At 67.7% G+C, this 24,591-nt stretch carries 26 protein-coding genes; 8 read left to right on the forward strand and 18 right to left on the reverse strand.

Annotation, left to right across the window (positions count from 1 at the left end; translation table 11 throughout):
• Positions 1-285 precede the first annotated feature (285 nt).
• The gene (locus DCN14_RS38730) at positions 286-600 is read right to left on the reverse strand and encodes a DUF1090 family protein (RefSeq protein ID WP_096506366.1); all 315 of its coding nucleotides are present in this window, start codon (positions 598-600) and stop codon (positions 286-288) included.
• Positions 601-912: 312 nt separating this feature from the next.
• On the opposite strand from DCN14_RS38730, the gene rplM reads away from it, so the two are divergent.
• The 3 genes from rplM (at position 913) to erpA (ending at position 2,324) form a co-directional block, all read left to right on the forward strand.
• Positions 913-1,341 carry a 50S ribosomal protein L13 gene (gene rplM, locus DCN14_RS17585; RefSeq protein WP_009687896.1) on the forward strand — a complete coding sequence of 143 codons (429 nt, stop codon included), beginning with the start codon at positions 913-915 and terminating at the stop codon, positions 1,339-1,341.
• Positions 1,342-1,352: 11 nt separating this feature from the next.
• Entirely contained in the window at positions 1,353-1,745 is a 393-nt protein-coding gene (rpsI, locus tag DCN14_RS17590; RefSeq protein ID WP_011883283.1) for a 30S ribosomal protein S9, read from the forward strand.
• A gap of 207 nt (positions 1,746-1,952) precedes the next feature.
• Positions 1,953-2,324, forward strand: a complete 372-nt coding sequence (gene erpA, locus DCN14_RS17595; protein WP_096506368.1) for an iron-sulfur cluster insertion protein ErpA — start codon at positions 1,953-1,955, stop codon at positions 2,322-2,324.
• A 95-nt stretch (positions 2,325-2,419) separates the two neighbouring features.
• Here the strand turns inward: erpA and DCN14_RS17600 are convergent, their stop codons facing one another.
• Positions 2,420-3,568 carry an anhydro-N-acetylmuramic acid kinase gene (locus DCN14_RS17600; protein WP_096506370.1) on the reverse strand — a complete coding sequence of 383 codons (1,149 nt, stop codon included), beginning with the start codon at positions 3,566-3,568 and terminating at the stop codon, positions 2,420-2,422.
• A 142-nt stretch (positions 3,569-3,710) separates the two neighbouring features.
• Here DCN14_RS17600 and tyrS point away from each other — a divergent pair, with 142 nt between their 5' ends.
• The 3 genes from tyrS to DCN14_RS17615 are packed head-to-tail and all read left to right on the forward strand — an operon-like array spanning position 3,711 to position 6,093.
• A complete protein-coding gene (gene tyrS, locus DCN14_RS17605; RefSeq protein WP_096506372.1) occupies positions 3,711-4,952 on the forward strand; it encodes a tyrosine--tRNA ligase in 1,242 nt (413 codons plus the stop codon).
• Entirely contained in the window at positions 4,949-5,407 is a 459-nt protein-coding gene (gene dtd / locus DCN14_RS17610; RefSeq protein ID WP_096506374.1) for a D-aminoacyl-tRNA deacylase, read from the forward strand. Before tyrS ends, dtd begins: the two co-directional genes overlap by 4 nt.
• Positions 5,408-5,430: 23 nt before the next feature.
• Complete coding sequence (locus DCN14_RS17615; RefSeq protein ID WP_096506376.1) at positions 5,431-6,093, forward strand: histidine phosphatase family protein; 663 nt, start codon at positions 5,431-5,433, stop codon at positions 6,091-6,093.
• 51 nt (positions 6,094-6,144) lie between these two features.
• Here DCN14_RS17615 and DCN14_RS17620 read toward each other — a convergent pair whose 3' ends face one another.
• The 10 genes from DCN14_RS17620 to DCN14_RS17665 form a co-directional block, all read right to left on the reverse strand.
• Positions 6,145-7,275: a ParB/Srx family N-terminal domain-containing protein gene (locus tag DCN14_RS17620; RefSeq protein ID WP_096506401.1), complete on the reverse strand. Its 1,131-nt coding sequence runs from the start codon at positions 7,273-7,275 to the stop codon at positions 6,145-6,147.
• A 138-nt stretch (positions 7,276-7,413) separates the two neighbouring features.
• Positions 7,414-8,364, reverse strand: coding sequence for an oxygenase MpaB family protein (locus DCN14_RS17625; protein ID WP_096506377.1), 951 nt, complete (start codon positions 8,362-8,364; stop codon positions 7,414-7,416).
• Positions 8,365-8,386: 22 nt separating this feature from the next.
• Positions 8,387-9,454: a Holliday junction branch migration DNA helicase RuvB gene (gene ruvB, locus DCN14_RS17630; protein ID WP_096506378.1), complete on the reverse strand. Its 1,068-nt coding sequence runs from the start codon at positions 9,452-9,454 to the stop codon at positions 8,387-8,389.
• 120 nt (positions 9,455-9,574) lie between these two features.
• Entirely contained in the window at positions 9,575-10,156 is a 582-nt protein-coding gene (gene ruvA / locus DCN14_RS17635; RefSeq protein ID WP_014898064.1) for a Holliday junction branch migration protein RuvA, read from the reverse strand.
• A 197-nt stretch (positions 10,157-10,353) separates the two neighbouring features.
• Positions 10,354-10,896, reverse strand: coding sequence for a crossover junction endodeoxyribonuclease RuvC (ruvC, locus tag DCN14_RS17640; protein ID WP_096506379.1), 543 nt, complete (start codon positions 10,894-10,896; stop codon positions 10,354-10,356).
• Between the two features lie 151 nt (positions 10,897-11,047).
• Positions 11,048-12,613, reverse strand: a complete 1,566-nt coding sequence (gene purH / locus DCN14_RS17645; protein WP_096506380.1) for a bifunctional phosphoribosylaminoimidazolecarboxamide formyltransferase/IMP cyclohydrolase — start codon at positions 12,611-12,613, stop codon at positions 11,048-11,050.
• 44 nt (positions 12,614-12,657) lie between these two features.
• Positions 12,658-12,891 (reverse strand): Fis family transcriptional regulator, encoded by a 234-nt coding sequence (locus tag DCN14_RS17650; protein ID WP_006476892.1) that lies wholly within the window; start codon positions 12,889-12,891, stop codon positions 12,658-12,660.
• Complete coding sequence (dusB, locus tag DCN14_RS17655) at positions 12,888-13,955, reverse strand: tRNA dihydrouridine synthase DusB (RefSeq protein WP_096506381.1); 1,068 nt, start codon at positions 13,953-13,955, stop codon at positions 12,888-12,890. The genes DCN14_RS17650 and dusB overlap by 4 nt, the downstream gene beginning before the upstream one ends.
• Positions 13,956-14,098: 143 nt before the next feature.
• Positions 14,099-15,286: a UbiH/UbiF/VisC/COQ6 family ubiquinone biosynthesis hydroxylase gene (locus DCN14_RS17660; protein ID WP_096506382.1), complete on the reverse strand. Its 1,188-nt coding sequence runs from the start codon at positions 15,284-15,286 to the stop codon at positions 14,099-14,101.
• A gap of 79 nt (positions 15,287-15,365) precedes the next feature.
• Positions 15,366-16,763: an aminopeptidase P N-terminal domain-containing protein gene (locus DCN14_RS17665; RefSeq protein ID WP_096506383.1), complete on the reverse strand. Its 1,398-nt coding sequence runs from the start codon at positions 16,761-16,763 to the stop codon at positions 15,366-15,368.
• A gap of 184 nt (positions 16,764-16,947) precedes the next feature.
• Here DCN14_RS17665 and DCN14_RS17670 point away from each other — a divergent pair, with 184 nt between their 5' ends.
• Positions 16,948-17,562, forward strand: coding sequence for a glutathione S-transferase N-terminal domain-containing protein (locus tag DCN14_RS17670; RefSeq protein WP_096506384.1), 615 nt, complete (start codon positions 16,948-16,950; stop codon positions 17,560-17,562).
• A gap of 112 nt (positions 17,563-17,674) precedes the next feature.
• Here DCN14_RS17670 and DCN14_RS17675 read toward each other — a convergent pair whose 3' ends face one another.
• The 4 genes from DCN14_RS17675 to DCN14_RS17690 form a co-directional block, all read right to left on the reverse strand.
• Positions 17,675-19,294, reverse strand: a complete 1,620-nt coding sequence (locus DCN14_RS17675; protein WP_096506385.1) for an FMN-binding glutamate synthase family protein — start codon at positions 19,292-19,294, stop codon at positions 17,675-17,677.
• A gap of 122 nt (positions 19,295-19,416) precedes the next feature.
• Entirely contained in the window at positions 19,417-20,577 is a 1,161-nt protein-coding gene (mnmA, locus tag DCN14_RS17680; protein ID WP_096506386.1) for a tRNA 2-thiouridine(34) synthase MnmA, read from the reverse strand.
• Entirely contained in the window at positions 20,574-21,083 is a 510-nt protein-coding gene (locus DCN14_RS17685; RefSeq protein ID WP_096506387.1) for an NUDIX hydrolase, read from the reverse strand. Before DCN14_RS17685 ends, mnmA begins: the two co-directional genes overlap by 4 nt.
• A 192-nt stretch (positions 21,084-21,275) precedes the next feature.
• Positions 21,276-22,196 (reverse strand): LysR family transcriptional regulator, encoded by a 921-nt coding sequence (locus DCN14_RS17690; protein WP_096506388.1) that lies wholly within the window; start codon positions 22,194-22,196, stop codon positions 21,276-21,278.
• A gap of 81 nt (positions 22,197-22,277) precedes the next feature.
• On the opposite strand from DCN14_RS17690, the gene DCN14_RS17695 reads away from it, so the two are divergent.
• Entirely contained in the window at positions 22,278-23,201 is a 924-nt protein-coding gene (locus tag DCN14_RS17695) for a carbon-nitrogen hydrolase family protein (protein WP_096506389.1), read from the forward strand.
• 61 nt (positions 23,202-23,262) lie between these two features.
• On the opposite strand, the gene DCN14_RS17700 is transcribed toward DCN14_RS17695, so the two are convergent.
• Together DCN14_RS17700 and DCN14_RS17705 are read right to left on the reverse strand one after the other, a co-directional pair.
• Complete coding sequence (locus tag DCN14_RS17700) at positions 23,263-23,949, reverse strand: YafY family protein (RefSeq protein ID WP_096506390.1); 687 nt, start codon at positions 23,947-23,949, stop codon at positions 23,263-23,265.
• A gap of 73 nt (positions 23,950-24,022) precedes the next feature.
• Positions 24,023-24,427 carry a VOC family protein gene (locus DCN14_RS17705; protein ID WP_096506391.1) on the reverse strand — a complete coding sequence of 135 codons (405 nt, stop codon included), beginning with the start codon at positions 24,425-24,427 and terminating at the stop codon, positions 24,023-24,025.
• Between the last annotated feature and the right edge of the window lie 164 nt (positions 24,428-24,591).

Here is a 24,591-nt window from a genome sequence, read left to right on the forward strand (position 1 = left end):
TGGGTTGCTCAGATAATTGATTTCAAAGAAGAAAATGATTCGGTTCGACGTTTTTCCGAGATTCCGCATTATGGTGCTCGATTTCGTAATGCAAATTTTCTTGTGAAGTCGGCCGCGCGTTCGTATAATGAGCCTCATTGGTTGTCGCGCTGCGGCAACTTCCGCATGTCTCCTCCACCCTCCTCCAAAGGTGGATTAAGCCCGAACCAGCCGTTCGGGCTTTTTTTCGTCCCATGCAAACACTGGTGCCCAGTTTGCGCGCACCGAAACCACGCTCCGAACCGATTACGCGGGTTGCGCGGGTTGTCGTGCGGCGGGCTGCGACGCTGCGTCGGGCGATGCGGATCCGGGACGGGCGGCCGGCGCGGGAACGTGTGCGGCGGACGCATGGCCGTGGCCGCGCGCGCAGAAATGGCGCACGCGTTCGCGGACTGCGCGCAGGCGGGCGATGCGATCTTCGGCATGGGCGCCGCGGGCATCGGCGATGCGCGCATCGAGTGCGTCGAGCTTGGCCTCGCAACCGGTGCGGGCGGCGACGGCGGGCGCCGCGGCGGCCAGCAACGCGGCTGCGAGAAAGGGCGTAAGTCGTTGTTTCGTCATGTTTGTTTGTTGTTTTCCTGAGTCGACTGGTCTCGCGCGGCGAGGTTCGGCGCCACGCGTCGATGGGTGCCGCCGCCGGGCGCTCGGTTCGCCTGGCTTGTCGGGGCACGATCGAATTCTGGCCCATTTCGCGCACGGCCGGCACGGGGCGTGGATTCTCTTTGACCGCGCTGCGGTATTTCCTTTATAATTCAGGGCTTTTCCGCATTCATGCCCACGGAAAAAGAACAGGGAGAGCCTGCACCGCGCCTCGAAGCGCACACAGACAAGCAGGAAGAACACATCGGGCAAAGCATTTTTTTTGGATCGATCATGAAGACGTTTTCCGCAAAAGCCCATGAGGTGACGCGCGAATGGTACGTGATTGACGCGACGGATAAGGTTCTCGGCCGTGTTGCCAGCGAAGTGGCACGCCGTCTGCGCGGCAAGCACAAGCCTGAGTTCACCCCGCACGTCGACACTGGTGATTTCATCATCATCATCAACGCAAGCAAGTTGAAGGTCACGGGCAACAAGACTCTGGACAAGAAGTACTACCGTCACTCGGGCTACCCGGGCGGTATCTATGAAACGACGTTCGGCAAGATGCAAGAACGCTTCCCGGGCCGCGCGCTCGAGAAAGCGGTCAAGGGCATGCTGCCGAAGGGCCCGCTCGGCTACGCGATGATCAAGAAGCTGAAGGTCTACGCAGAAGCGACGCATCCGCACTCGGCTCAACAGCCGAAGGCGCTCGAGATCTAAGGGGAGCCCACATGATCGGTAACTGGAACTACGGTACGGGCCGCCGCAAGAGCGCAGTCGCACGTGTCTTCATCAAGGCTGGCAAGGGCGACATCATCGTCAACGGCAAGCCCATCGCTGACTACTTCTCGCGCGAAACGTCGCTGATGATCGTGCGTCAACCGCTGGAACTCACGAACCACGGCCAGACGTTCGACATCAAGGTCAACGTCAACGGCGGCGGCGAAACGGGTCAGGCAGGCGCAGTGCGTCACGGCATCACCCGCGCGCTGATCGACTACGATGCAACGCTGAAGCCGTCGCTGTCGAACGCAGGCTTCGTCACGCGCGATGCACGTGAAGTCGAGCGTAAGAAGGTTGGTCTGCGCAAGGCACGTCGCGCAAAGCAGTTCTCGAAGCGTTAATTTCGCTTCCTGGCCGCGCCGCTTTCGGGCGGCGTTCGCCGAAAAAACCGCCAGCTTTCGCGCTGGCGGTTTTTTTATGTCCGCGCGGCGGCGCGCCACGGGCGGCACCGCGCATTGAAATCAACAAGAACCTATTGATTTCATGGACATCAGCACGATCTTCTGATCGGCCCTACAATAGCGGCTAAAGCTTTTTGGAGAGTTCGCATGAACGCTGTTACCGAATCCGCAGCAACGACCACCGATATGCCGCTGCCGTTCGTCTTCACCGACGCCGCGGCCGACAAGGTCAAGCAACTGATCGACGAAGAGGGCAACCCCGACCTGAAGCTGCGCGTGTTCGTGCAGGGCGGCGGCTGCTCGGGCTTCCAGTATGGCTTCACGTTCGACGAGGAAGTCAACGAGGACGACACCGTGATGAACAAGAACGGCGTCCAGCTCCTGATCGACTCGATGAGCTACCAGTACCTGGTCGGCGCCGAGATCGACTACAAGGACGACATCAACGGCGCGCAGTTCGTGATCAAGAACCCGAACGCCACGACCACCTGCGGGTGCGGCTCGTCGTTCTCGGTCTGAGCGCACGACGGATCCTGTCCGGTTCAGCGGAATGAAAAACGGGGCTTGATGCCCCGTTTTTTTCGCCCATGCGCGGCGTGACCGCGCAGGGTGCGTCAGCGCGGATACAGTGCGCCGAGCACACGCTCGCCGGCGGCACCGGTCACGCTTGCGAGATTGCCGGGCTGGCGCGCGGTGAAGCGGTAGCCGAGCCACGCGAACGCGAGCGCCTCGACCTGTTGCGGCGGCACGCCGAGCGCGGCCGTCGTGTCGACGGTCGCCGGTACGCCGGCTTTCTGCAGTGCATCCCTGAGCGCCGCGAGCAGCACCGGATTGCGGGCGCCGCCGCCGCACACGAACACGGCCTTGCAACCCGCTGCGTGCTGTGCGATTTCGCGAGCGACCGAGACGGCGGTGAGCGCCGTCAGCGTCGCCTGCACATCCTCCGGCGCAACCTGCGCAAAACCGGCGAGCTTCGCGTCCAGCCACGCGGGATTGAACAGGTCGCGGCCGGTGCTCTTCGGCGGCGGTGCGCTGAAATACGGTTCGTCGAGCAGCGCGTCGAGCAGCGGCGCGTGCACGGTGCCGCGCGCGGCGAACTTGCCGCCGTCGTCGTACGCCTTGCCGAGGTGACGGGTTGCCCACGCATCGATCAGCGCATTGGCGGGCCCGCAGTCGAAGCCGCGCACGTCGCCGCCTTCGCCGGGCAGGATCGTGATGTTGCTGATGCCGCCCAGGTTGCAGACGACCCGCGTCTCGCCCGGCGCGCCGAACACCGTCGCGTGGAACGCGGGCGCGAGCGGGGCGCCATGGCCGCCGGCGGCCACGTCGCGGCTGCGGAAATCGGCGATCACGTCGATATGGGTGAGTTCGGCGAGCAGTGCCGGATTGTTGAGCTGGCGCGTGTAGCCGCGCTCCGGCCGGTGCCGCACCGTCTGGCCGTGCACGCCGATCGCGCGGACCCCGTCGCGCGACAGCCCGGCCGTGCGCTGCAGTTCGTGGCAGCACACCGCGTAGCGTGCGACGAGCGCGTTCGCCGCGACCGATTCGCGGTCGATCTCGTTGTCGCCGGGCTGCTGCAGCGCGAACAGCGCGTCGCGCAGCGATTGCGCGAAGCCGACGAACGCTTCCGCGAGCACGACCGGCGCGCGGCCGGCCTCGAAACGCACGGCGACGCCGTCGACGCCATCCATGCTGGTTCCCGACATCAGCCCGAAGTAGATGCCGTCGGCAGGATGGGCGGGTTGCGGATGTCGTTGCGGCACGTTGGGTTCTCCTGGATCGTGCGGTGCGGGCCGATGCCGCGCGCCTTGCGCCCGATTATCCGCGCAACCTGACGCGTCGTTAAGCGATGCACGCGCAAGTTATGGGAAAATCCCTGTTTTTGCGACATTCTTCCTGGCACCGATGAGCACCGAACCCAGTTCCAAGCCTGTTTTCCCGATCACCGACGAAGTCCGGCATGCGCTCGCCGTCACGAAGCGCGGCGTCGACGAGCTGCTGATCGAGGAAGAGTTCGCGCAGAAGCTCGCGCGCAGCGCGGCCACCGGCACGCCGCTTCGTATCAAGCTCGGCCTCGATCCGACCGCGCCCGACATCCACATCGGCCATACGGTCGTGCTGAACAAGATGCGTCAGCTGCAGGACCTCGGCCACACGGTGATCTTCCTGATCGGCGATTTCACGTCGCTGATCGGCGATCCGTCCGGCCGCAACGCGACGCGCCCGCCGCTCACGCGCGAACAGATCGAATCGAACGCGAAGACCTACTTCGAACAGGCCGCGCTCGTGCTCGACCGCGACAAGACCGAGATCCGCTACAACAGCGAATGGTCGATGCCGCTCGGCGCGGACGGAATGATCAAGCTCGCGTCGCGCTACACCGTTGCGCGGATCCTCGAGCGCGAGGACTTCACGAAGCGCTTCCAGGGCGGCGTGCCGATCTCGATCCACGAATTCCTGTACCCGCTGATGCAGGGCTACGACTCGGTCGCGCTGAACGCCGATCTCGAACTCGGCGGCACCGACCAGAAGTTCAACCTGCTCGTCGGCCGCGAACTGCAGAAGCAGTACGGCCAGGAACAGCAGTGCATCCTGACGATGCCGCTGCTCGAAGGCCTCGACGGCGTCGAGAAGATGTCGAAGTCGAAGGGCAACTACGTCGGCATCAGCGAGAAGCCGACCGACATGTTCGGCAAGCTGATGAGCATCTCGGACACGCTGATGTGGCGTTACTTCGAGCTGCTGTCGTTCCGCAGCCTGGACGAGATCGCCGGCTTCAAGCGCGACATCGAGGGCGGCCGCAACCCGCGCGACTTCAAGGTGCTGCTCGCGCAGGAAATCGTCGCGCGTTTCCATTCGCAGGCCGACGCCGAGCGTGCGCTGGAGGACTTCAACCACCGCGCGAAGGGCGGCGTGCCGGACGATATCCCGTCGGTCACGCTCGCGGGCGCGCCGCTCGCGATCGGCCAGTTGCTGAAGCAGGCGGGCCTCGTGCCGTCGACCAGCGAAGCGCTGCGCAACATCGAGCAGGGCGGTGTGAAGATCGACGGTGCCACCGTGTCCGACAAGGGCCTGAAGGTCGAGGCCGGCGAGTTCGTCGTCCAGGTCGGCAAGCGCCGCTTCGCACGCGTCACGCTGACCGCATGATCGCGCTGATCCAGCGCGTGAAACGCGCCGACGTGCGCGTCGGCGACCGCACGACGGGCGAGATCGGCGCGGGGCTGCTCGCGCTCGTGTGCGCGGAGCGCGGCGACACCGAGGCCGCGGCCGACAAGCTGCTCGCGAAGCTGCTGGGCTACCGCGTGTTCAGCGACGCGGCCGGCAAGATGAACCTGCCGGTATCGAACATCGACGGCGCGGGCCATGCGGGCGGGCTGCTGCTCGTGTCGCAGTTCACGCTTGCGGCCGATACCAACAGCGGGCTGCGGCCGAGCTTCACGCCGGCCGCGCCGCCGGACGAAGGCGCGCGCCTGTTCGACTATTTCGTCGCGGCCGCGCGGGCGCGTCATCCGGTCGTCGAGACGGGCGAGTTCGGCGCCGACATGCAGGTGTCGCTGGTCAACGACGGCCCCGTGACGTTCTGGCTGCAAGTGCGGCCCTGATTCTTTCCCGGAGACGTGCCGCGATGGCCACCACGCAGATTCTGTTCATTCGCCACGGCGAGACGGCCTGGAACCGCATCAAGCGCATCCAGGGCCATATCGACATTCCGCTGGCCGACTCGGGGCTCGCCCAGGCGCAGCGGCTTGCCGCCCGGCTCGCGCGGGAAGCGCGCGAAGGCCAGCGGCTCGACGCGGTTTATTCGAGCGACCTGATGCGTGCGCAGCAGACCGCGCAACCTTTCGCCGATGCGCTCGGGTTGCCGCTGCTGTTGCGCGAAGGGCTGCGCGAACGCGCGTATGGCGTGTTCCAGGGGCATGACAGCACCGAGATCGAGACACGCTTTCCGGACGCCTATGCCGCATGGCAGACCCGCGACCCGGGCTTCGCACCCGACGGTGGCGAGTCGCAGCGCGAGTTCTATCACCGCGTGTTGCATGCGCTCGAACCGATCGTCGCCGCGCATCCGGGCGGCCGGATCGCGTGCGTCGCGCACGGCGGCGTGCTCGATTGCGTGTACCGCTTTGCGAACGGTCTCGACCTGTCGGCGCCGCGCAGCTATCCACTGCTGAACACGAGCATCAACGTCGTCGATTACGTCGATGGCCGCGCGCAGGTCGTACAGTGGGCCGACGTGTCGCATCTCGATGCCGAGAGCGACGACGACGGGTATCGCAAGGTACTCTGATCGCGCCGGCCCCGTCCGGCGCGGCCGGCCGGGGCCGCTTCCTCGCAGTGCTTACTGCGGCAGCGCGTGGCGCGCCTTGTAGTCGAACGCGTACGCGATCTTGCCGGGCTTGTCGGCCGTGATCGGCTGGCGCAGCTTGTCGAACTCCCCCTTGCTGTATTTCTTCCCGCCGTTGATCGCATCGGCGCGCCCGAGGTCGGCGCCCGTCTTGCCGTCGATCAGCGGGTCCGTTGCCGCGACCATGAGCGTCGACGCATTCCAGACCGCGTTCAGGTAGCCGGTGTCGGCCTTGGCCGGATCGGGATCGGTCGTGCCTGCGCGTGTCACGTCGTAGCTTGCGAGCGAGAACGTGCCCGGCTGCGCGCGCAGCCAGTCGGCCCAGTAGAACTCGAGATAGTCGGTGGATTGCGCGGGCTTGCTGTAGCCGATGTCGCGCGTGAAATAGACGAGCGAACGGTAGCGGTCGTTCGTCATCCCGAGCTTCAGGCCGAGGCCGCTCGGCAGTTGCGCGGTCGTGATCGGTTTGCCTTCGCCGTCTTTCAGGCGCACGTAGCCGCGGCTTTGCATCTGCTGCCAGAACGCATCGCCCGAGTAGTCGCTCAGGTTGTCCTTCACGACGACGTGCACATGCAGCGCCGCACCGCCATCGGGCGTCTCGTAGTAGGTCGACAGGCCGTGATGGCCGTCGGTCAGGTACAGCGTATCGCCGTTCGGGCCGATCACGACCGGGTTCAGCACCGAGCGGTCGCGCGCGTTCGCGTCGGTCGTCGTGCACGTGTAGCTCGCCGTGTCGCGCAGCGTCGACTGTGCCGTGTAGCCGCTCGATGCGACGCCGCCGAGGCCTTCGTCCGCGCAGAAGTCGTCGAATTTCTTGTCCGGCTGCAGTTCGTAGCGGCCGAGCTTGTAGTAGATCTGGTCGTAGCCGATCGCGCCTTGCGTCGGGCGCAGATCGCCGAGCGTCACGTCGACCAGGTCGCCGGCACGGGCGGTTTTCCATTTGCCCGGTTGCGGCGTGACGGTGGCGGGCGGCGTGGGTGTCGTGGGCGTCGTGGCAGTGCCGTCGGACGGGGTTTGGGTGTCCGTGTGCGCGACGGCGGCGACGTCGTCGCCTCCGCATGCGGCGAGCGCGAGAAGGGTGGACAGGCTGGCGGCCAGGGCAAAACGGATCGGCAGACGTGACATCGCGGGCATCGGGAATCGGTCGGGTTGACGAAACGCCGCGCGGACGATTGACGTACTGGACGTGCGACCGTGCGCGGGTGCGAGCCCGTCAGCTTGTCACAAGTATTTGACAGCAAATTGAAATGATCGGAGGGATCGTCAGCCGGGCGGGTTGCTGTCGGGCGGTGTGGCGCTCGCGCGGCGCCGCGCCCGTTTCGAGACGCCGTTGACGAGCGCCCAGCGCAGCACCGGCGCGACGGCCCGTACGCCGGGCCGCACCAGCACGCGCCGCAGCGGCGCGAGCGCCGACAGGCCGAGCATCTGTTGCGCCCACGGCGGTAACAGGTCGATGCCGGCGTGCATCACCAGCGTTGCGGCGGGCCGCAGCGCCGGCTTCGCGACGGGGGCGTTCAGCAGGATGCGCATGACTTCGAAGGTGCGCGGGCCGGCTTCGAGTTCGGGCTGCATGCGCTCGAGGTAGGCGGCGACTTCCGCGCGCGAGCGCGGCACGGCCAGCGCGCCGAGCCGCTCGGCGATCTGCGCGGTTTCCGCGTAGTAGCGATCCTGAAGTTCGCCCGGCAGCGCCGGATTCACATAGCGCAGGTGCGCGGACAGGAAGCTCGACACCTCGGCGACATGAACCCACGTGAGCAGCGCCGGATCGTCGGCCCGGTACACGCGGCCGTCGGGCGCAGTGCCGGACACGCGCAGGTGAATCGCCTTCACGCGCTCGATCAGCGCGAGCGCGTCCGCGCGGCTGCCGAACGTGGTGCCGGATATGAACGTCGCGGTGCGACGCAGCCTGCCGAGGATGTCGGTGCGAAACGACGAGTGATCCCAGACGCCCGCGAGCGCGAGCGGGTGGAGCGCCTGCAGCAGTAGCGCGGAGACGCCGCCCGTCATCATCGATGCGAAATCCGCATGCACGCGCCAGCAGACGGCATCGGGGCCGAACAGCCCCGGGTCGCCCGGCGGCGACGAATAATCGAGCGACGGGCCGCTGCCGGTGGTCAAGTGCGTGATGCCGGCCGCGACCCGCTTGCGGATCGGTTCGACCCAGCGCGGGCCCGGAGCGGGCGCGGCGGGGTGAGGGCTGGGCGGCGTGGTCATGGCTGAGCGGTCGGCCGGCCGGCTACTTGCCGGCGGGCGTGTCCCACGCCCCGCGTTCGGGGTTGCCGGCATCGGGTGCGGAAAGCCCGAAGTGGCGGTAGGTGAGCAGCGTCGCGACGCGCCCGCGCGGCGTGCGCTGCAGGAACCCCTGCTGGATCAGGTACGGTTCGAGCACGTCTTCGATCGTGTCGCGCTCTTCGCCGATTGCCGCGGCGAGGTTGTCGATGCCGACCGGGCCGCCGTCGAACTTGTGCAGGATCGCTTCGAGCAGCTTGCGGTCCATCAGGTCGAAGCCGACCGGATCGACGTCGAGCATCGCGAGCGCGGCGTCGGCGACGGCGGCCGTGATCTGGCCGTCGGCCTTCACTTCCGCATAGTCGCGCACCCGCCGCAGCAGCCGGTTCGCGATCCGCGGCGTGCCGCGCGAGCGCTTGGCAATCTCCAGCGCGCCGTTCGGATCGATCTGCGCGTTCAGCAGCGACGCCGAGCGCCGCACGATGCGCGACAGTTGCTCGGCATCGTAGAACTCGAGGCGCGCGACGATCCCGAAACGGTCGCGCAGCGGGTTGGTCAGCATCCCCGCGCGCGTGGTCGCGCCGACGAGCGTGAACGGTTGCAGGTCGAGCTTCACGCTGCGCGCGGCCGGCCCTTCGCCGATCATGATGTCGATCTGGTAATCCTCGAGCGCCGGATACAGGATTTCCTCGACGACCGGCGACAGCCGGTGGATTTCGTCGATGAACAGCACGTCGTTCGCTTCGAGGTTGGTCAGCAGCGCGGCGAGGTCGCCCGCGCGCTCGAGCACGGGGCCCGACGTCTGGCGCAGGTTCACGCCCATCTCGCGCGCGATGATGTGCGCGAGCGTGGTCTTGCCGAGACCCGGCGGCCCGAACAGCAGCACGTGATCGAGCGGCTCGGAACGGCGCTTCGCGGCTTCGATGAAGATCTCGAGCTGGCCGCGCACCTTTTCCTGGCCGACGTAGTCGTCGAGCTGGCGCGGCCGCAGCGCGCGTTCGAACACCTCCTCGTGCGACGAGGCGGGCGTGGCGGCGATGATCCGCTCGGTGGCGAGTTTGTCGGTTTCAATCATGCGGCCATTGTACCGCGCACCGTCACCCGGCCGAACTGGCCGAACGGCCGACTGGCGCGCGCCGCACGGCGGCGCGACACTGGCTCCGACAGCCCGTTCGGGCGCCTGCCCGGGCCGCCGTTATACCTTCGACAGTGCCTTGAGCGCGAGCTTGATGCCTTCGGACACGCCGGTGCCGGCCGGCACGTTCTTGATCGCGGCGAGGCCTTCCTTTTCGGAGTAGCCGAGCGCGAGCAGCGCATTGAGGATGTCGGTCGCATGATCGGACGGCGACGCGGCGCCGGCGAGCGCACCGAGGTCGGCGCCGAGCTTGCCCTTCAGCTCGAGCAGCAGGCGTTCGGCGGTCTTCTTGCCGATGCCGGGCAGGCGTGTGAGGCGCGCGGCGTCCTGCATCGTCACGGCCTGCGCGAGCTCCTGCACGCTCATGCCGGACAGCACGGCAAGCGCCATGCGCGCGCCGATGCCGGTGATCTTCAGCAGTTCGCGGAAGGTCGTGCGCTCCTGCGGCGTCAGGAAGCCGTACAGCAGGTGGGCGTCCTCGCGCACGATCTGCTGCGTGAGCAGCACGACGCGTTCGCCCGTTTGCGGCAGGTTGTAGAAGGTGCTCATCGGCACGTCGATTTCGTAGCCGACGCCGTTGCAGTCGACGAGCAGGTGAGGCGGATTCTTTTCGAGCAGGATGCCGGCGATGCGACCGATCATGGATGGCGGGAAGCGAGGAAGAAAGCGCGAGTGTAGCGCAGGTGCGGCGCGATGCCGATGGATTGGCCGTCAGGCCGCCGTGCCGGGTGACGGATGTGCGGGATGCAAGCCGACAGCGGGCAGGGCGAGCCGCACGGGGTGCCGGTGTGACGCGAAGCGCCGTATGTCGCACCGGGCGATTGCCGCGTGTTACGGCGTCAGCCGACGAGGCGCCCGCGCCGCACGCGCAGCCCTTTCTTCGCGAGCGCCGGCGCGAGGCCGCTGATCGTGCCGAGCGTGTTGCCGCTGTGCGCGTGGCAGATCGCCATGCCGAGCGCGTCGGCTGCGTCGCTGCCGGGCTGGCCGGACAGGTTGAGCAGCCGCGTGACCATTTCCTGCATCTGCGACTTGGTCGCGCGGCCGTAGCCGACGACGGCCTGCTTCAACTGCAGCGCCGTGTATTCGGCAACTGGCAGGCCGCCGGCGACGAGCCCGCAGATCGCGGCGCCGCGCGCCTGGCCGAGCAGCAGCGTCGACTGCGGGTTCACGTTGACGAACACTTGTTCGATCGCGGCCTGGTCGGGCGCGTGTTCGCGCACGAGCGTCGAGACGCCCTGGAAGATCGTGCCGAGCCGGGTGGCCAGGTCGGCCGTGGGTGTGCGGATCACGCCGCTGGCGACATAGGCGAGCCGGTGGCCGCTGACGTCGATGACGCCGAAGCCGGTGACGCGCAGGCCGGGGTCGATGCCGAGAATTCGCATGAGTGAGGACAAAAACCTGATGCAGCGATACTACAACGAATGGTGCGACGCACCGGCCGCATGGCCGTGTGCGCAGGCGCCGCGCAATAAAAAACCCGGCGGGCGCGATGCCGCCGGGTTGTCGTGCCGAGGCCGCGCGGGCCGCGTGCGATCAGTGACGGAAGTGGCGCACGCCCGTCAGGACCATCGCGATGCCGTGTTCGTCGGCCGCGGCGATCACTTCGTCGTCGCGCATCGAGCCGCCCGGGTGGATCACGCAGGTCGCGCCTGCCGCCACGACGACGTCGAGACCGTCGCGGAACGGGAAGAACGCATCCGATGCGACGGCCGAGCCCGCCAGCGTGAGGCCCGCGTTCTGCGCCTTGATGCTCGCGATGCGTGCGGAATCGACGCGGCTCATCTGGCCTGCGCCGACGCCGAGCGTCATGCCGTTGCCGCAGAACACGATCGCGTTCGACTTCACGTACTTCGCGACGCGCCATGCGAACAGCAGGTCGTCCATTTCCTTCGTGCTCGGCTGGCGCTTCGTGACGACGCGCAGCTCGCTCGGCTGCACGTTGCGCGAATCGAGCGATTGCACGAGCAGGCCGCCGCCGACGCGCTTCAGGTCGAATGCGTTATGGCCGTCGCCGAGCGCGATTTCGAGCAGGCGCACGTTCTGCTTCGCGGCGAACACCTGCTTCGCTGCGTCCGAGAACGACGGGGCGATCAGCACTTCGACGAACTGCTTCGCGACGGCTTGCGCAGCCGCTTCGTCGACTTCGCGGTTGAACGCGATGATGCCGCCGAACGCCGACGTCGGGTCGGTCTGGAATGCCTTCGCGTACGCATCGGTCGAGTCGTTGCCGACCGCGACGCCGCACGGGTTCGCGTGCTTGATGATCACGCAGGCGGGCGCGTCGAACGTCTTCACGCATTCCCACGCCGCGTCCGAATCGGCGATGTTGTTGTACGACAGTTCCTTGCCCTGCAGCTGGCGGTAGTTCGCCAGCGCGCCGGCCGGCGCCGCGAGGTCGCGGTAGAACGCGGCGCTCTGGTGCGGGTTCTCGCCGTAGCGCAGGTCCTGCACCTTGTCGAACGCCATGTTCAGCGTGGCCGGGTAGGCGCTGCGCGATGCGTGTTGCAGTTCGTCGGTCAGGCTCGTCAGGTAGTTCGTGATCGCGCCGTCGTATTGTGCGGTGTGCGCGAACACCTTCGTCGCGAGACGGAAGTTGGTCGCGTAGCCGATCGCATTGCCGTTCGCCTTCATTTCGTCGAGCACGACTGCGTAGTCGGCCGGGTCGACGACGACCGTCACGTCGCGGTGGTTCTTCGCCGCCGAGCGCAGCATCGTCGGGCCACCGATGTCGATGTTCTCGATGGCGTCGGCGAGCGTGCAGTCATCCTTCGCGATCGTCGCGACGAACGGATACAGGTTCACGACGAGCAGGTCGATCGTCGGGATGCCGTGCTGTTCCAGCGCCTGCATGTGCTCGGGCAGGTCGCGGCGGGCGAGGATGCCGCCGTGCACCTTCGGGTGCAGCGTCTTCACGCGCCCATCGAGCATTTCCGGGAAGCCCGTGTAGTCAGCCACTTCGGTCACGGGCAGACCGGCGTCGGCGAGGAGTTTCGCGGTGCCGCCCGTCGACAGCAGCTTGACGCCGAGGTCGGACAGCGACTTCGCGAAGTCGACGATGCCGGTCTTGTCGGAAACGGAAATGAGCGCTTGCTTGATCATGATGGAACCACCAATAGCCAGGGAAACGGGGACGGGACGGCCGCCTACAGCAGGCCGTGCTGCTGCAGCTTCTTGCGCAGCGTATTGCGATTGATGCCGAGGTACTCCGCGGCGAGCGACTGGTTGCCGCCGGCCTGTACGAGCACGACTTCGAGCATCGGCTTTTCGACGCAGGACATCACCATTTCATAGACGTCGTGCGGATTGGAGCCGTCTAGATCCCGGAAATACACGTCCAGGCTCTCGCGGACACATTGTTCGATGTTGTGCTTGCTCATGCTGCTAACTGGTTATGGTCGTCCGACTCGCCCTGGCCGTTTTCCTCTTCGTCATCGACGTAGACGAGGTGGTCCGACAGCGCCTTTTGCGCCTCGAAGAATGCATTGACGGCGGCGAGCTGCTCGCGGGTGGAATCGAGCGTGTTCATTCGGTGCCGGAAGCCATTGGCACCGGAAAGGCCGCGAGTGTACCAGCCGATGTGCTTGCGCGCAGTACGGACGCCCGTGAATTCGCCGTAGAACGCGTAGTGGTCTTCCAGGTGTTCGTTCATCACGTGCTGGATCTCGTCGATCCGCGGCGGGGGCAGCAGCTCGCCGCTTTGCAGGAAATGATCGATTTCGCGGAACAGCCACGGCCGGCCTTGCGCGGCGCGACCGATCATCAGCGCATCGGCGCCGGTTGCATCGAGCACGGCCTTCGCTTTTGCCGGCGACGTGATGTCGCCGTTCGCGACGACGGGAATGCGCACGGCCGCCTTCACGGCCGCGATCGTGTCGTACTCGGCGTCGCCGCGGTAGAGGTCGGCGCGCGTGCGGCCATGCACGGTCAGCATCGAGATGCCGGCGGCTTCGGCCAGGCGCGCGACGGTGATCGCGTTCTTGTGGTCGCGATCCCAGCCGGTGCGGATCTTCAGCGTGACGGGCACCGCGTCGGGCCCGGTGCCGACCGCCGCGACGACGGCCTCGACGATCCGCTGCACGAGCGGCTCGTTCTGCAGCAGCGCGGAGCCGGCCGCGACGTTGCAGACCTTCTTCGCCGGGCAGCCCATGTTGATGTCGATGATCTGCGCGCCGTTGTCGACGTTGTAGCGGGCCGCTTCGGCCATCATCGCCGGATCGGCGCCCGCGATCTGCACCGCGATCGGCTCGACTTCGCCTTCGTGGTTTGCCCGCCGCATCGTCTTCGCGCTCTTCCACAGCTGCGCGTTGGACGCGACCATCTCGGACACGGCGTACCCGGCCCCCAGCCGCTTGCACAGCTGGCGGAACGGACGATCCGTCACGCCGGCCATCGGGGCGACGAACAGGTTGTTACGCAAAACGTGAGAGCCGATAACGGGCATCGCAATGGCACCGCCCGCGAGCGCGGGGCGTCGCGGGCCAAAAAGGGCGGAGGGAAAACGCGCATTTTACCGTATTCCCATGCCCCGCCGATTTGACCCGGTTTGAGTAGCGTGGCCGCGCGCAATGCGCGGCGCGTCGCGCGTCAGTTGCGCTGGCCGAACATCATCTGGCGCGCGATGGCCTTCTTGAGCGGCGGCACGAATTCGAGCGCGGTGAGTGCCGCGCCGCGCAGCAGCGGAAGCGGGCCGGCATCGACCGTGAACAGGCGCGCGAGCGTGTCGGTCGCGCCGATCGTGAAGCGGCGGTCGAGCGCACGCCGCGCGTTGAAGGTGGCGAGCGCGGTCGCTTCGAAGCCTTGCGCGGACAGCGCATCGACGAGCGTGTGCGCATCGCGCAACCCGAGGTTGAGCCCCTGGCCCGCGACCGGATGCAGCGTTTGCGCGGCGTTGCCGACGATCGCGACGCGTCCGCTGACGAGCGTTTGCGCGGCATTCAACCCGAGCGGGAACGACGCGCGCCCCGCGATCGCGACGAACCGGCCCATGCGCTCGCCGAATGCCGTGCCGAGTTCGCGCAGGAACGCGTCGTCGGGCAGGGCGGCGCGCCGCGCCGCTTCGTCGGGCGTGCAGCACCACACGAGCGAGTATTCGGCCTGGCGCGGGCCACCAAGCGGCAGCAGCGCGAGCGGGCCTTCGTGCGTGAAGCGCTCCCATGCGACGTGCGGGCGCGGTGCCGAGACCGTGACCGTGCCGACGATCGCGGTCTGTCCGTAGTCGCGCTGGTGTTTGCCGGTATCGGCCTGCTGTTCGTGGAACAGCCCGCCTTCGGCGTTGACGACGAGGCGCGCGCGCAGCGTGCGCTCGCCTTGCGGGCCGTCGAGCGTCAGCGTGACGCCGTCGGCGTCCTGCTGCGGTGCGCGCGCGGTGGTCGACGTGAGCCAGTCGATGCGCGTGCCGTGCACCGCGCTCGCGAGCGCCTGCACGATCGAGCCGTAGCGCACGACGTAACCGAGCGCGGCGAGGTCGTGCTCGTCGCGGTCGATCAGCGTGCGGCCGAAATGGCCGCGCTGCGAAACGTGGATGTGTTCGATCGGCGTCGCGTCGCCAGGCCATGCGAGCGTGTCGAGCAGCACGCGGCTGCCGTGCGACACGGCGATCGCGCGCGGATCGTTCGCGCTCGCGGCCGGTTCGCGTGCGTCGATCAGCGCGATCGACGCATGCTGCGTCGCGCTGCGTCGCGCGAGCCAGCCGGCGAGTGCGAGCCCGACGGGGCCCGCGCCGACGATGGCGAGGTCGTAGTCCGGCGTGGCCGGGGAGGAAGCGGTCGTCATCAATGTTCGTGAAACGGGGTAACGGTCAACGGCAGCCGACGGCGGCCCGCTGCCGGTCGACGAAGGCGCGGCGGCCGGCTCATGCGCCGTGCGTCGCGCCCGCGCGCATCAGTGCCTCGATCTCGGCCGCCGCAACGGGGACGTCGCGCGTCATCAGCTCGCAGCCGTGCTCGCGCACGATCGCATCGTCCTCGATGCGGATGCCGATGTTCCAGTATTCGGACGGCACGTCGTCGGCGGCGCGCACATACAGGCCCGGCTCGACGGTGAGCGTCATGCCGGGCTTCAGCGTGCGCCACGGCAGCATGCCGTTCGCGTCGCGCGCGGCGAGCCGCTCGCGGTAGTCGCCGCAATCGTGCACGTCCATGCCGAGCCAGTGGCCGGTGCGATGCATGTAGAAGCGCGCGTACGCGCGCTCCGCGATCACGTCGTCGACGTTCGCAAAGCGCGTTTTCGGAATGATGCCGGTATCGAGCAGCCCCTGGGCCAGCACGCGCACGGCCGCGTCGTGCGGCGCCTCGAACGGCACGCCCGCGCGCGTCGCGTCGATCGCGGCCTGCTGCGCGGCGAGCACGATGTCGTACAGCGCGCGCTGCGCGGGCGAGAAGCGCCCGTTGGCCGGGAACGTGCGCGTGATGTCCGACGCGTAGCCGTCGAGTTCGCACGCGGCGTCGATCAGGATCAGGTCGCCGTCCTGCGCGGCCGCGTTGCCGGCCGGGTAGTGCAGCACGCACGCGTTCGCGCCGGCCGCGACGATCGAGCCGTACGCGGGCGCCTGCGCGCCATGCTTGCGGAACGTATACAGCAGCTCGGCCTCGAGTTCGTATTCGCGGACCCCCGGGCGGCACGCCTGCATCGCGCGGCGATGCGCGAGCGCGGAGATGTGCGCGGCACGCATCATGGTCGCGAGCTCGTGCTCGTCCTTCACGAGCCGCATGTCGTCGAGCAGCGGCGTGAGGTCGAGCAGCGCGTCAGGCGCCGCGACGCCCGTACGGGCTTGCGCGCGTACCACGTCGACCCAGCCGGCGAGCTGGCGCTCGAAGTCGGCCGACGCGCCGAACCGGTAGTGCACGGTGCCCGCGTCGGCGAGCAGGCGCGGTATCTCGGTGTCGATCACGTCGACCGCGTAGGCCGCGTCGAACCCGAACGCGTCGCGCGCGGCTTCGGGGCCGTAATGGAACCCTTCCCAGATCTCGCGATCGGCATTCTTCGCACGGCAGAACAGGATCGATTCCGGCGCGCCATGCGACGCGGCCGCGTTCAGCACGAGCACGGCATCGGGCTCGGTGAATCCTGTCAGGTAATGGAAGTAGCTGTCGAACCGGTACGGGAACGCCGTATCGCGGTTGCGCAGCATTTCCGGCGCGGTGGGGACGATGGCGACGCCGCCGCCCGCGGCACGCAGTGCGGCAAGCACGCGTTCGCGGCGCTGGCGGTAGACGTCGATGGCGAGGGCGGTATCGAGGGGCGCATTCATCGTGCGATTGTAGCGCCGCCGGACGCGACGCGTGAGAGCGGCGGCCGCGAGCCGCGCCGGAAGGGGCCGGGCGGCGGCTGTTGCAAACCATCCACAGGCCGGACGGGCGATTTTCTACCCGGCCACGCCGGCCGGTTATGATCGGCGACAACGTATACTCTCGGCAGTTCCCTTAAAAAGGCAGATGATGAAATTAATCGGTTCGCTCAGCAGCCCGTACGTCCGAAAGGCGCGGATCGTGCTCGCCGAAAAGAAGATCGACTACAAGCTGGAGCTCGAGAACGTGTGGGCGCCGGAGACGGATATTCATGCATCGAACCCGCTCGGCAAGGTCCCGTGTCTCGTGATGGAGGATGGTGCCGCGGTGTTCGATTCCCGCGTGATTTGCGAATACGTCGATACGCTGTCGCCGGTCGGCAAGCTGATTCCGCCGTCGGGGCGCGAGCGCGTCGAAGTGCGTTGCTGGGAAGCGCTGGGCGACGGCGTGCTCGACGCCTCGGTCGCGATCCGTCTCGAATACACGCTGCGCGACGAGGCGCAGCGCAGCGCGAGCTGGATCGCGCGTCAGCAGCGCAAGATCGACGACGGTCTCGTCGCGATGTCGCAGGGCCTCGGCGGCAAGACGTGGTGCGTCGGTAATCATTACACGCTCGCTGACATCGCACTTGGCTGCGCGCTCGGCTATCTCGACTTCCGGATGCCGGAGCTCAACTGGCGCGACCACCACCCGAACCTCGACAAGCATTTCGCGAAGCTGTCGCAGCGCCAGACGTTCGCCGACACGCTGCCGCAAGGCTGAGCACCGCCGGCTGCGTATTGGGCAGACAAAAACAAAAGCGCCCCGCGGGGCGCTTTTGTTTTGGCGGTTTTGGCGGACCGCCCGGGCGACGGGCGATCCTGCGCATCCGACGTTACTCGATCGATGCGTAGACGGTCTCGCCGAGCACGAACGAATCGCTGCGCGAGATCGGCCACCACTTGTCGTACAGCGTATAGCCGCAGGTCTGGCCGCCGAGCAGCGCGCCCGGCTTCAGGTACTTCAGCAACTGCGACATCAGCCGAACTTCGTGCGGCGCGACGCGCTGCACGATGTGATGCGCGCGCAGCTCGGACGGATGGCCGAGGCCGGCCGCCTGCACGAGTTCCTGCAGCGCGTGCAGCGTGTTGCGGTGGAAGTTGTACACGCGCTCGGCCTTGTCCGGCACGACGAGCGCGCGCTGGCGCACCGGGTCCTGCGTGGCGACGCCGGTCGGGCAGCGGTCGGTGTGGCAGTGCTGCGCCTGGATGCAGCCGACCGCGAACATGAAGCCGCGCGCCGAGTTCACCCAGTCCGCGCCGATCGCGAGCGTGCGCGCGATGTCGAACGCGGTGATGATCTTGCCGCTCGCGCCGATTTTCACGCGGTCGCGCACGCCGATCCCGACGAGCGTGTTGTGCACCAGCAGCAGCCCTTCCTGCAGCGGCACGCCGACGTGGTCGGTGAATTCGAGCGGCGCCGCGCCGGTGCCGCCTTCCGCGCCGTCGACGACGATGAAGTCCGGCACGATGCCGGTTTCGACCATCGCCTTCGCGATCCCGAAGAATTCCCACGGATGGCCGATGCACAGCTTGAAGCCGGTCGGCTTGCCGCCCGACAGCGTGCGCAGCCGCTCGACGAATTCGAGCAGCCCGCGCGGCGTCGAGAATTCCGAGTGCGTGGCGGGCGAGATGCAGTCCTTGCCCATCGGCACGCCGCGCGTCTCGGCGATCTCGGGCGTGATCTTCGCGGCCGGCAGCACGCCGCCGTGACCCGGCTTCGCGCCCTGCGACAGCTTGATCTCGATCATCTTGACCTGCGGCTCGGCGGCCTGCTTCGCGAACTTGTCCGGGTTGAACGTGCCGTCGTCGTTGCGGCAGCCGAAGTAGCCCGACGCGATTTCCCAGATGATGTCGCCGCCGTTTTCGCGGTGGTACTTCGACAGCGAGCCTTCGCCGGTGTCGTGTGCGAAACCGCCTTTCTTCGCGCCCAGGTTCAGCGAGCGGATCGCGTTCGCGGACAGCGAGCCGAAGCTCATCGCCGAGATGTTGAAGATCGAGATGTCGTACGGCTGCGCGCGATTCGCGCCGACGCGGATGCGGAAATCGTGGTTCGGCAGCTTCGTCGGCGCGAGCGAATGGCTGATCCATTCGTGCGCGACGGCCTTCACGTTCAGCTCGGTGCCGTACGGACGGTTGTCGGCGACGTTCTTCGCGCGCTGGTAGACGAGGCTGCGCTGCGCGCGCGAGAACGGTTTTTCGTCGGTGTCGTCCTCGACGAAGTACTGGCGGATTTCAGGCCGGATGAATTCGAACAGGAAGCGGAAGTGGCCCCAGAGCGGGTAATTGCGCAGGATCGCGTGACGGTCCTGGTTCAGGTCGTACACGCCGAGCGCGACGAGGGCGACGGGGATGATGATCCACAGCCAGGAAAGCATGTGGGCCGACGCGAGGGCGGCCGCCGCGACGAGCAGCAGGATGGCACACCACATCGCGAGGTAGCGTCGAGAAAGCATGGGGGGGACTCCGTAAGAATCTTGAAATGCCGCCATGCGTACGCTGCGAAGGCGGCGCGCCGGCCGCGACGAAATCGTGTTCCGCCGGGCGCGGCGTGCCGCAAGTCTAAACCGAATGGATGTCAGCGTGCGTCGGCGAACGCCGGCGCGTGGCCTTCGGGGGCGACCCGACCGGGCTGGCCGGTGGCCGCGGACTCGATGATGCCGCCGCCGAGGCAGATTTCACCGTCGTACAGCACGGCCGACTGGCCGGGCGTGACCGCCCATTGCGCATCGTCGAACGCGAGCGAGAAGCGTGCTTCGCCTGCCGGGCCGGGTGCCGCGACGCCGAATGCGCACGCCGCATCGGCTTGCCGGTAGCGCGTCTTCGCGCCGCACGAGAAGCCTTCGGCCGGCGGCTCGCCCGCGACCCAGCTCACGTTGCCGGCGACGAGCTGCCGCGACAGCAGCCACGGATGGTCGTGGCCCTGCACGACGTACAGCGTGTTCGACGCGATGTCCTTCGCGGCGACGAACCACGGTTCGCCGCTGCCGTCCTTGCTGCCGCCGAGGCCGATGCCCTTGCGCTGGCCGAACGTATAGAACGCGAGGCCGATGTGCTCGCCGATGACCTTGCCGTCCGGCGTCTTCATCGGGCCGGGTTTCGTCGGAAGATAGCGGTTCAGGAAGTCGCGGAACGGCCGTTCGCCGATGAAGCAGATGCCGGTCGAATCCTTCTTCTTCGCATTCGGCAGCCCGATCTGCGCGGCGATCTCGCGCACCTTCGTCTTCGGGATCTCGCCGAGCGGGAACATCGTCTTCGACAGTTGCGCCTGGTTTAGCCGATGCAGGAAGTACGACTGGTCTTTCGTATGATCGAACGCCTTCAGCAGTTCGAAGCGACCGTCGCGTTCGCGCACGCGCGCATAGTGGCCCGTCGCGATCATTTCCGCGTCGAGCGACATCGCGTGATCGAGGAACGCCTTGAACTTGATCTCGGCGTTGCACAGCACGTCCGGATTCGGCGTGCGGCCGGCCGAGTATTCGCGCAGGAATTCGGCGAACACGCGGTCCTTGTATTCGGCCGCGAAATTCACGGCTTCCACGTCGATGCCGATCAGGTCGGCCACCGACACGACGTCGATCCAGTCCTGGCGCGTCGAGCAGTATTCGCCGTCGTCGTCGTCTTCCCAGTTCTTCATGAACAGGCCGACCACGTCGTACCCCTGTTCCTTCAACAGCCACGCGGTCACCGACGAATCGACGCCGCCCGACATGCCCACTACTACACGGCGCTTGCTCATTTGTTCACCGCCTGACGGTCGAATGCGTCCGGACGCGGCGCGACCGAATGCGTGTGCACGAAATCGAGCGGAATACGCCGCCCGGCGAGATAGTCGTCGACGCAGCGCATCACCGCGGGCGAGCGGTGCCGCTCGCTGCAGGCGCGCAGTTCGTCGGCGCTCATCCACAGCGTGCGGACGATGCCGTCGTCGAGCGTGTGGCCCGGCAACGGCTCGCCGACCGTGCCGCAGAACGTGAAGCGCAGATAGGTCGCGCCGGCGGTGCCGGGACGCTCGTAGTGCGCGAGATAGACGCCGACGAGCGCGTCGGGAACGAACGGATGTGCGGTTTCCTCGAGCGTCTCGCGGATCACGGCGTCGGCGAGCGTCTCGCCGGCTTCGAGATGGCCGGCCGGCTGATTGATGCGCAGGCCCGTCGAGGTTTCTTCCTCGATCACGAGAAAGCGGCCGGCGCGCTCGATCAGCGCTGCGACGGTCACGTGCGGGGTCCAGATTTCGGGTTTCATGGTTCGGCATTTTACCGGTTGCGCCCGGACGCTGCCGGCCATGTGCTCAGACGAATCCGACCCCGATCGTTCGTCCGGCGCAGGCGGCTCGCCTGCATTGCCGCGCCGCGAATGGGCGGCCCGGCCTGCCGGTGGCAGCGGCGAGCCGGGGGCAGGGGCCCCGCAATCGCCAGCCGAATCGTGCCCCGTTTTTCACGGTGCGACGATCCGGGCGACGCACGCGGCGATCGTATCCCGCACGCGCACGATTGCCGGGTCGCGCTGCGTGCTGGTGCGCCAGCCGATCTCGACCGGGTAGCGCGGCAGCTCGACCGGGCACGCGAGCGCGCGCAGCGACGTCGATCGGGCGATCGCGCGGGCGGCGTGCGCCGGAATCGTCGCCACCGCATCGGAGCCGGCGAGCAGATACGGCAGCGCGGCGAAATGCGTGGTCGACGCCGCGACGCGGCGCTTGTGACCGAGCGCGGCCAGCGCCTCGTCGACGATTCCGATCACGCCGCCCGACGACACGAGCAGGTGGTCGCGCTGCAGGAAATCGTCGAGCGCCAGCGTGCGCGGCGCGCGAGCGCGGCCGGCCGGATCGATCAGGCACGCGTAGCCGCCGGTGGCGGCCGCACGCCGGCTGAGCCCGTTCGCCGAAAACCCGCCCGACGCGATCGCGAGATCGACGCCGTGCCGCAGCAGCGCGTCGCCGGCGATGCCGCTGTGCGTCTGCCGGAAGATCAGCCGGATCCCCACGGCTTCCTGCGCGACCGCGTCGATCAGCGCACGGCCGAGCGCGATCTCGAAGTCGTCCGACAGACCGATCGAGATCGTGCGGCCGATGCGCTCGCCGCCGTCGGCCGCGATCGCCAGGCTTTCGCGGCAGCGGTCGAGCGCATCGGACAGGATGGGCTTCAGTTCGTCGGCGCGCGGCGTTGGTGCGAGGCCGCGACCGGTGCGCACGAACAGCGGATCGGCATAGATCACGCGCAGCCGCGCGAGCGCCGCGCTGACGGCGGACTGCGTGAGGCCGAGCCGCAGCGCCGCGCGGCTCGCGCCGCCTTCCTCGTACAGCGCCTCGAACACTTTCAGCAGGTTCAGGTCGAGACCGGCGATATCATCTGCGTTCATGTCAGTTATCGTTGTATCGATTTGATCGATGACATCATATCGATAAAGATGGCGTCACCCCATTCATCCGGAGACGCCCTCATGCCCACCTCAGTCATCGCCGCGCTGCAGATCGGCGCATCGCCCGCCGGCACGCGCGCCACGCTCGACACGATCCTCGGCTACGAAAGCGCGATCCGCGACAGCGGCGCATCGCTCGTCGTGCTGCCCGAGGCCGTGCTCGGCGGCTATCCGAAAGGCGAGATCTTCGGCACGCGGCTCGGCTACCGGTTGCCCGAGGGGCGCGATGCGTATGCGTGCTACGCCGCGCAGGCGATCGACGTGCCGGGGCCGGAAACCGACGAGCTGGCCGCGCTGTCGCAGCGCACGGGCGCGAGCCTCGTGGTCGGCGTGATCGAGCGCGGCGGCAGCACGCTGTACTGCACGGCGCTCTTTTTCGATCCGCGTGACGGGCTCGTCGCGAAGCACCGCAAGCTGATGCCGACCGGCACCGAGCGGCTGATCTGGGGGCAGGGCGACGGCTCGACGCTGCCGGTGGTCGACACCGCGGCCGGCCGCGCGGGCGCCGCGATCTGCTGGGAGAACCACATGCCGCTGCTGCGCTGCGCGATGTACGCGAAAGGCGTGCAGATCTGGTGCGCGCCGACCGTCGACGAGCGCGATCTGTGGCAAAGCTCGATGCGGCACATCGCGCACGAAGGGCGCTGCTTCGTCGTGAGCGCATGCCAGGTGCAGCCGTCGCCGCGCGCGCTCGGCATCGACGTGCCGGGCTGGGATCCCGAACGGCCGCTGATCCGCGGCGGCAGCGTGATCGTCGGGCCGCTCGGCGACCTGCTGACGGAGCCGCTGATCGGCGAGCCCGGGCTCGTGACCGCGCGCATCGATACCGACGAACTGGTGCGCGCGCGTTACGACTTCGACGTGGTGGGGCACTATGCGCGCGCCGACGTGTTTTCGCTGCACGTCGACGAGCGGCCGAAGCGTCCGGTGGTGTTCGGGGAATGACGGGCGTTGCCGGGGCGTGCATGCCCCGGCGAACGAACGGCGGCAGCGGCCGCCGCGCGTGTCAGCGCATCGGCGCTTCCGCGATCCGCATGTAGTCGGCGATGCGCCGTCCTTCCATGTCGGGAAACTGCTCGTGCACGGTGATATCGCCCATCCGCGCGATGTCGAAGGTGCGGAAGTCGTCGCGCAGCTCGCACCACGCGCCGATCGTCCAGCGTCCGCCCCAGTAGACGAGCCCGAGCGGCCACACGCGGCGTTGCGTATGGGCGCCGAGCCGGTCGCGGTAGCCGAAGCTGACGACGTGGCGCGTGTCGACCGCCTGGTGGATCGCGTCGACCTTCCCGCAAAACGTCTCGTCGATGTGGAACGACGGGGCGAACACCGGCAGGCGATCGAGCGCCGTGCGCTTGTCGGCCGGCATCGCGGACGCGATCTTCGCGAGCGCCGAGCGGGCGCCGCCGGCAAAGCGCGCGCCGCCCCAGGTTTCGAGCATGCGCGCGCCCACAGCGAGCGCCGCGAGCTCCTCGGCCGTGAACGTGAGCGGCGGCAGGCTCGCGTTGCGGTTCAGCCGGTAGCCGATGCCGGCTTCGCCTTCGATCGGCACCCCCGACAGTTGCAGGTCGCGCACGTCGCGATAGACCGTGCGCGGCGACACCGACAGCCAGTCGGCGAGCTGCTGCGCGGTCGTCAGACGCCGTCCGCGCAACAGCTCGGCGATCTGGAACAGACGGTCGGCACGGCGCGTCATGACTGCACCTCGACTCCAACGGCTACGGGGACTTCGCGATGATAGCGCCGCGCCGGCCCGGTCGCCGGTGCGCTCAGTGGCATTTCGGCGCGTGCAGGCCGACGCGGTTGCCTTCGGTATCGATCAGATAGCCGATGTAACCGTAGTTGTTCGGCAGCTCGACGACGGTGCCCTGCACGACGCCGCCCGCGCGCTTCACGCGTTCGAGCGCCGCGACGACCGACTCGCCGGCGTTCAGGTACACGAGCACGCCGTTCGCGCTCGGCTTCATCTGCTGCGGATCGAACACGATGCTGCCGCCCGTGCTCGACGCTTCGTGATCGAACATGGCCATCGGCACGCCGCCGATGACTTCGCGCTGCAGCGTGGTTTGCAGCACGGTTTCGTAAAAACGGATCGCGCGATCGAAATCCAGGGACGGAATGTCGAACCACGCGATCGCGCGTTCCAGGGTTGCGGTTGCAGTTGCGGACGTCACGACGAGCTCCTTGTTGTTCGGGTTCTGAATGGAAACCAGCCTTGCATTGCGCCGGGATTGCAGTGTGATCGCGTGCTGCTGACAGCGTGCTGTCAGTAGTCATCGCGGTGCCGACACGCGGCGGTTTCGGCGGGCAGCTTCGGCGGGGGGCGGCCGGGCGGGCC

Source organism: Burkholderia sp. IDO3, from assembly GCF_003366075.1.
Lineage (GTDB): Bacteria > Pseudomonadota > Gammaproteobacteria > Burkholderiales > Burkholderiaceae > Burkholderia > Burkholderia anthina.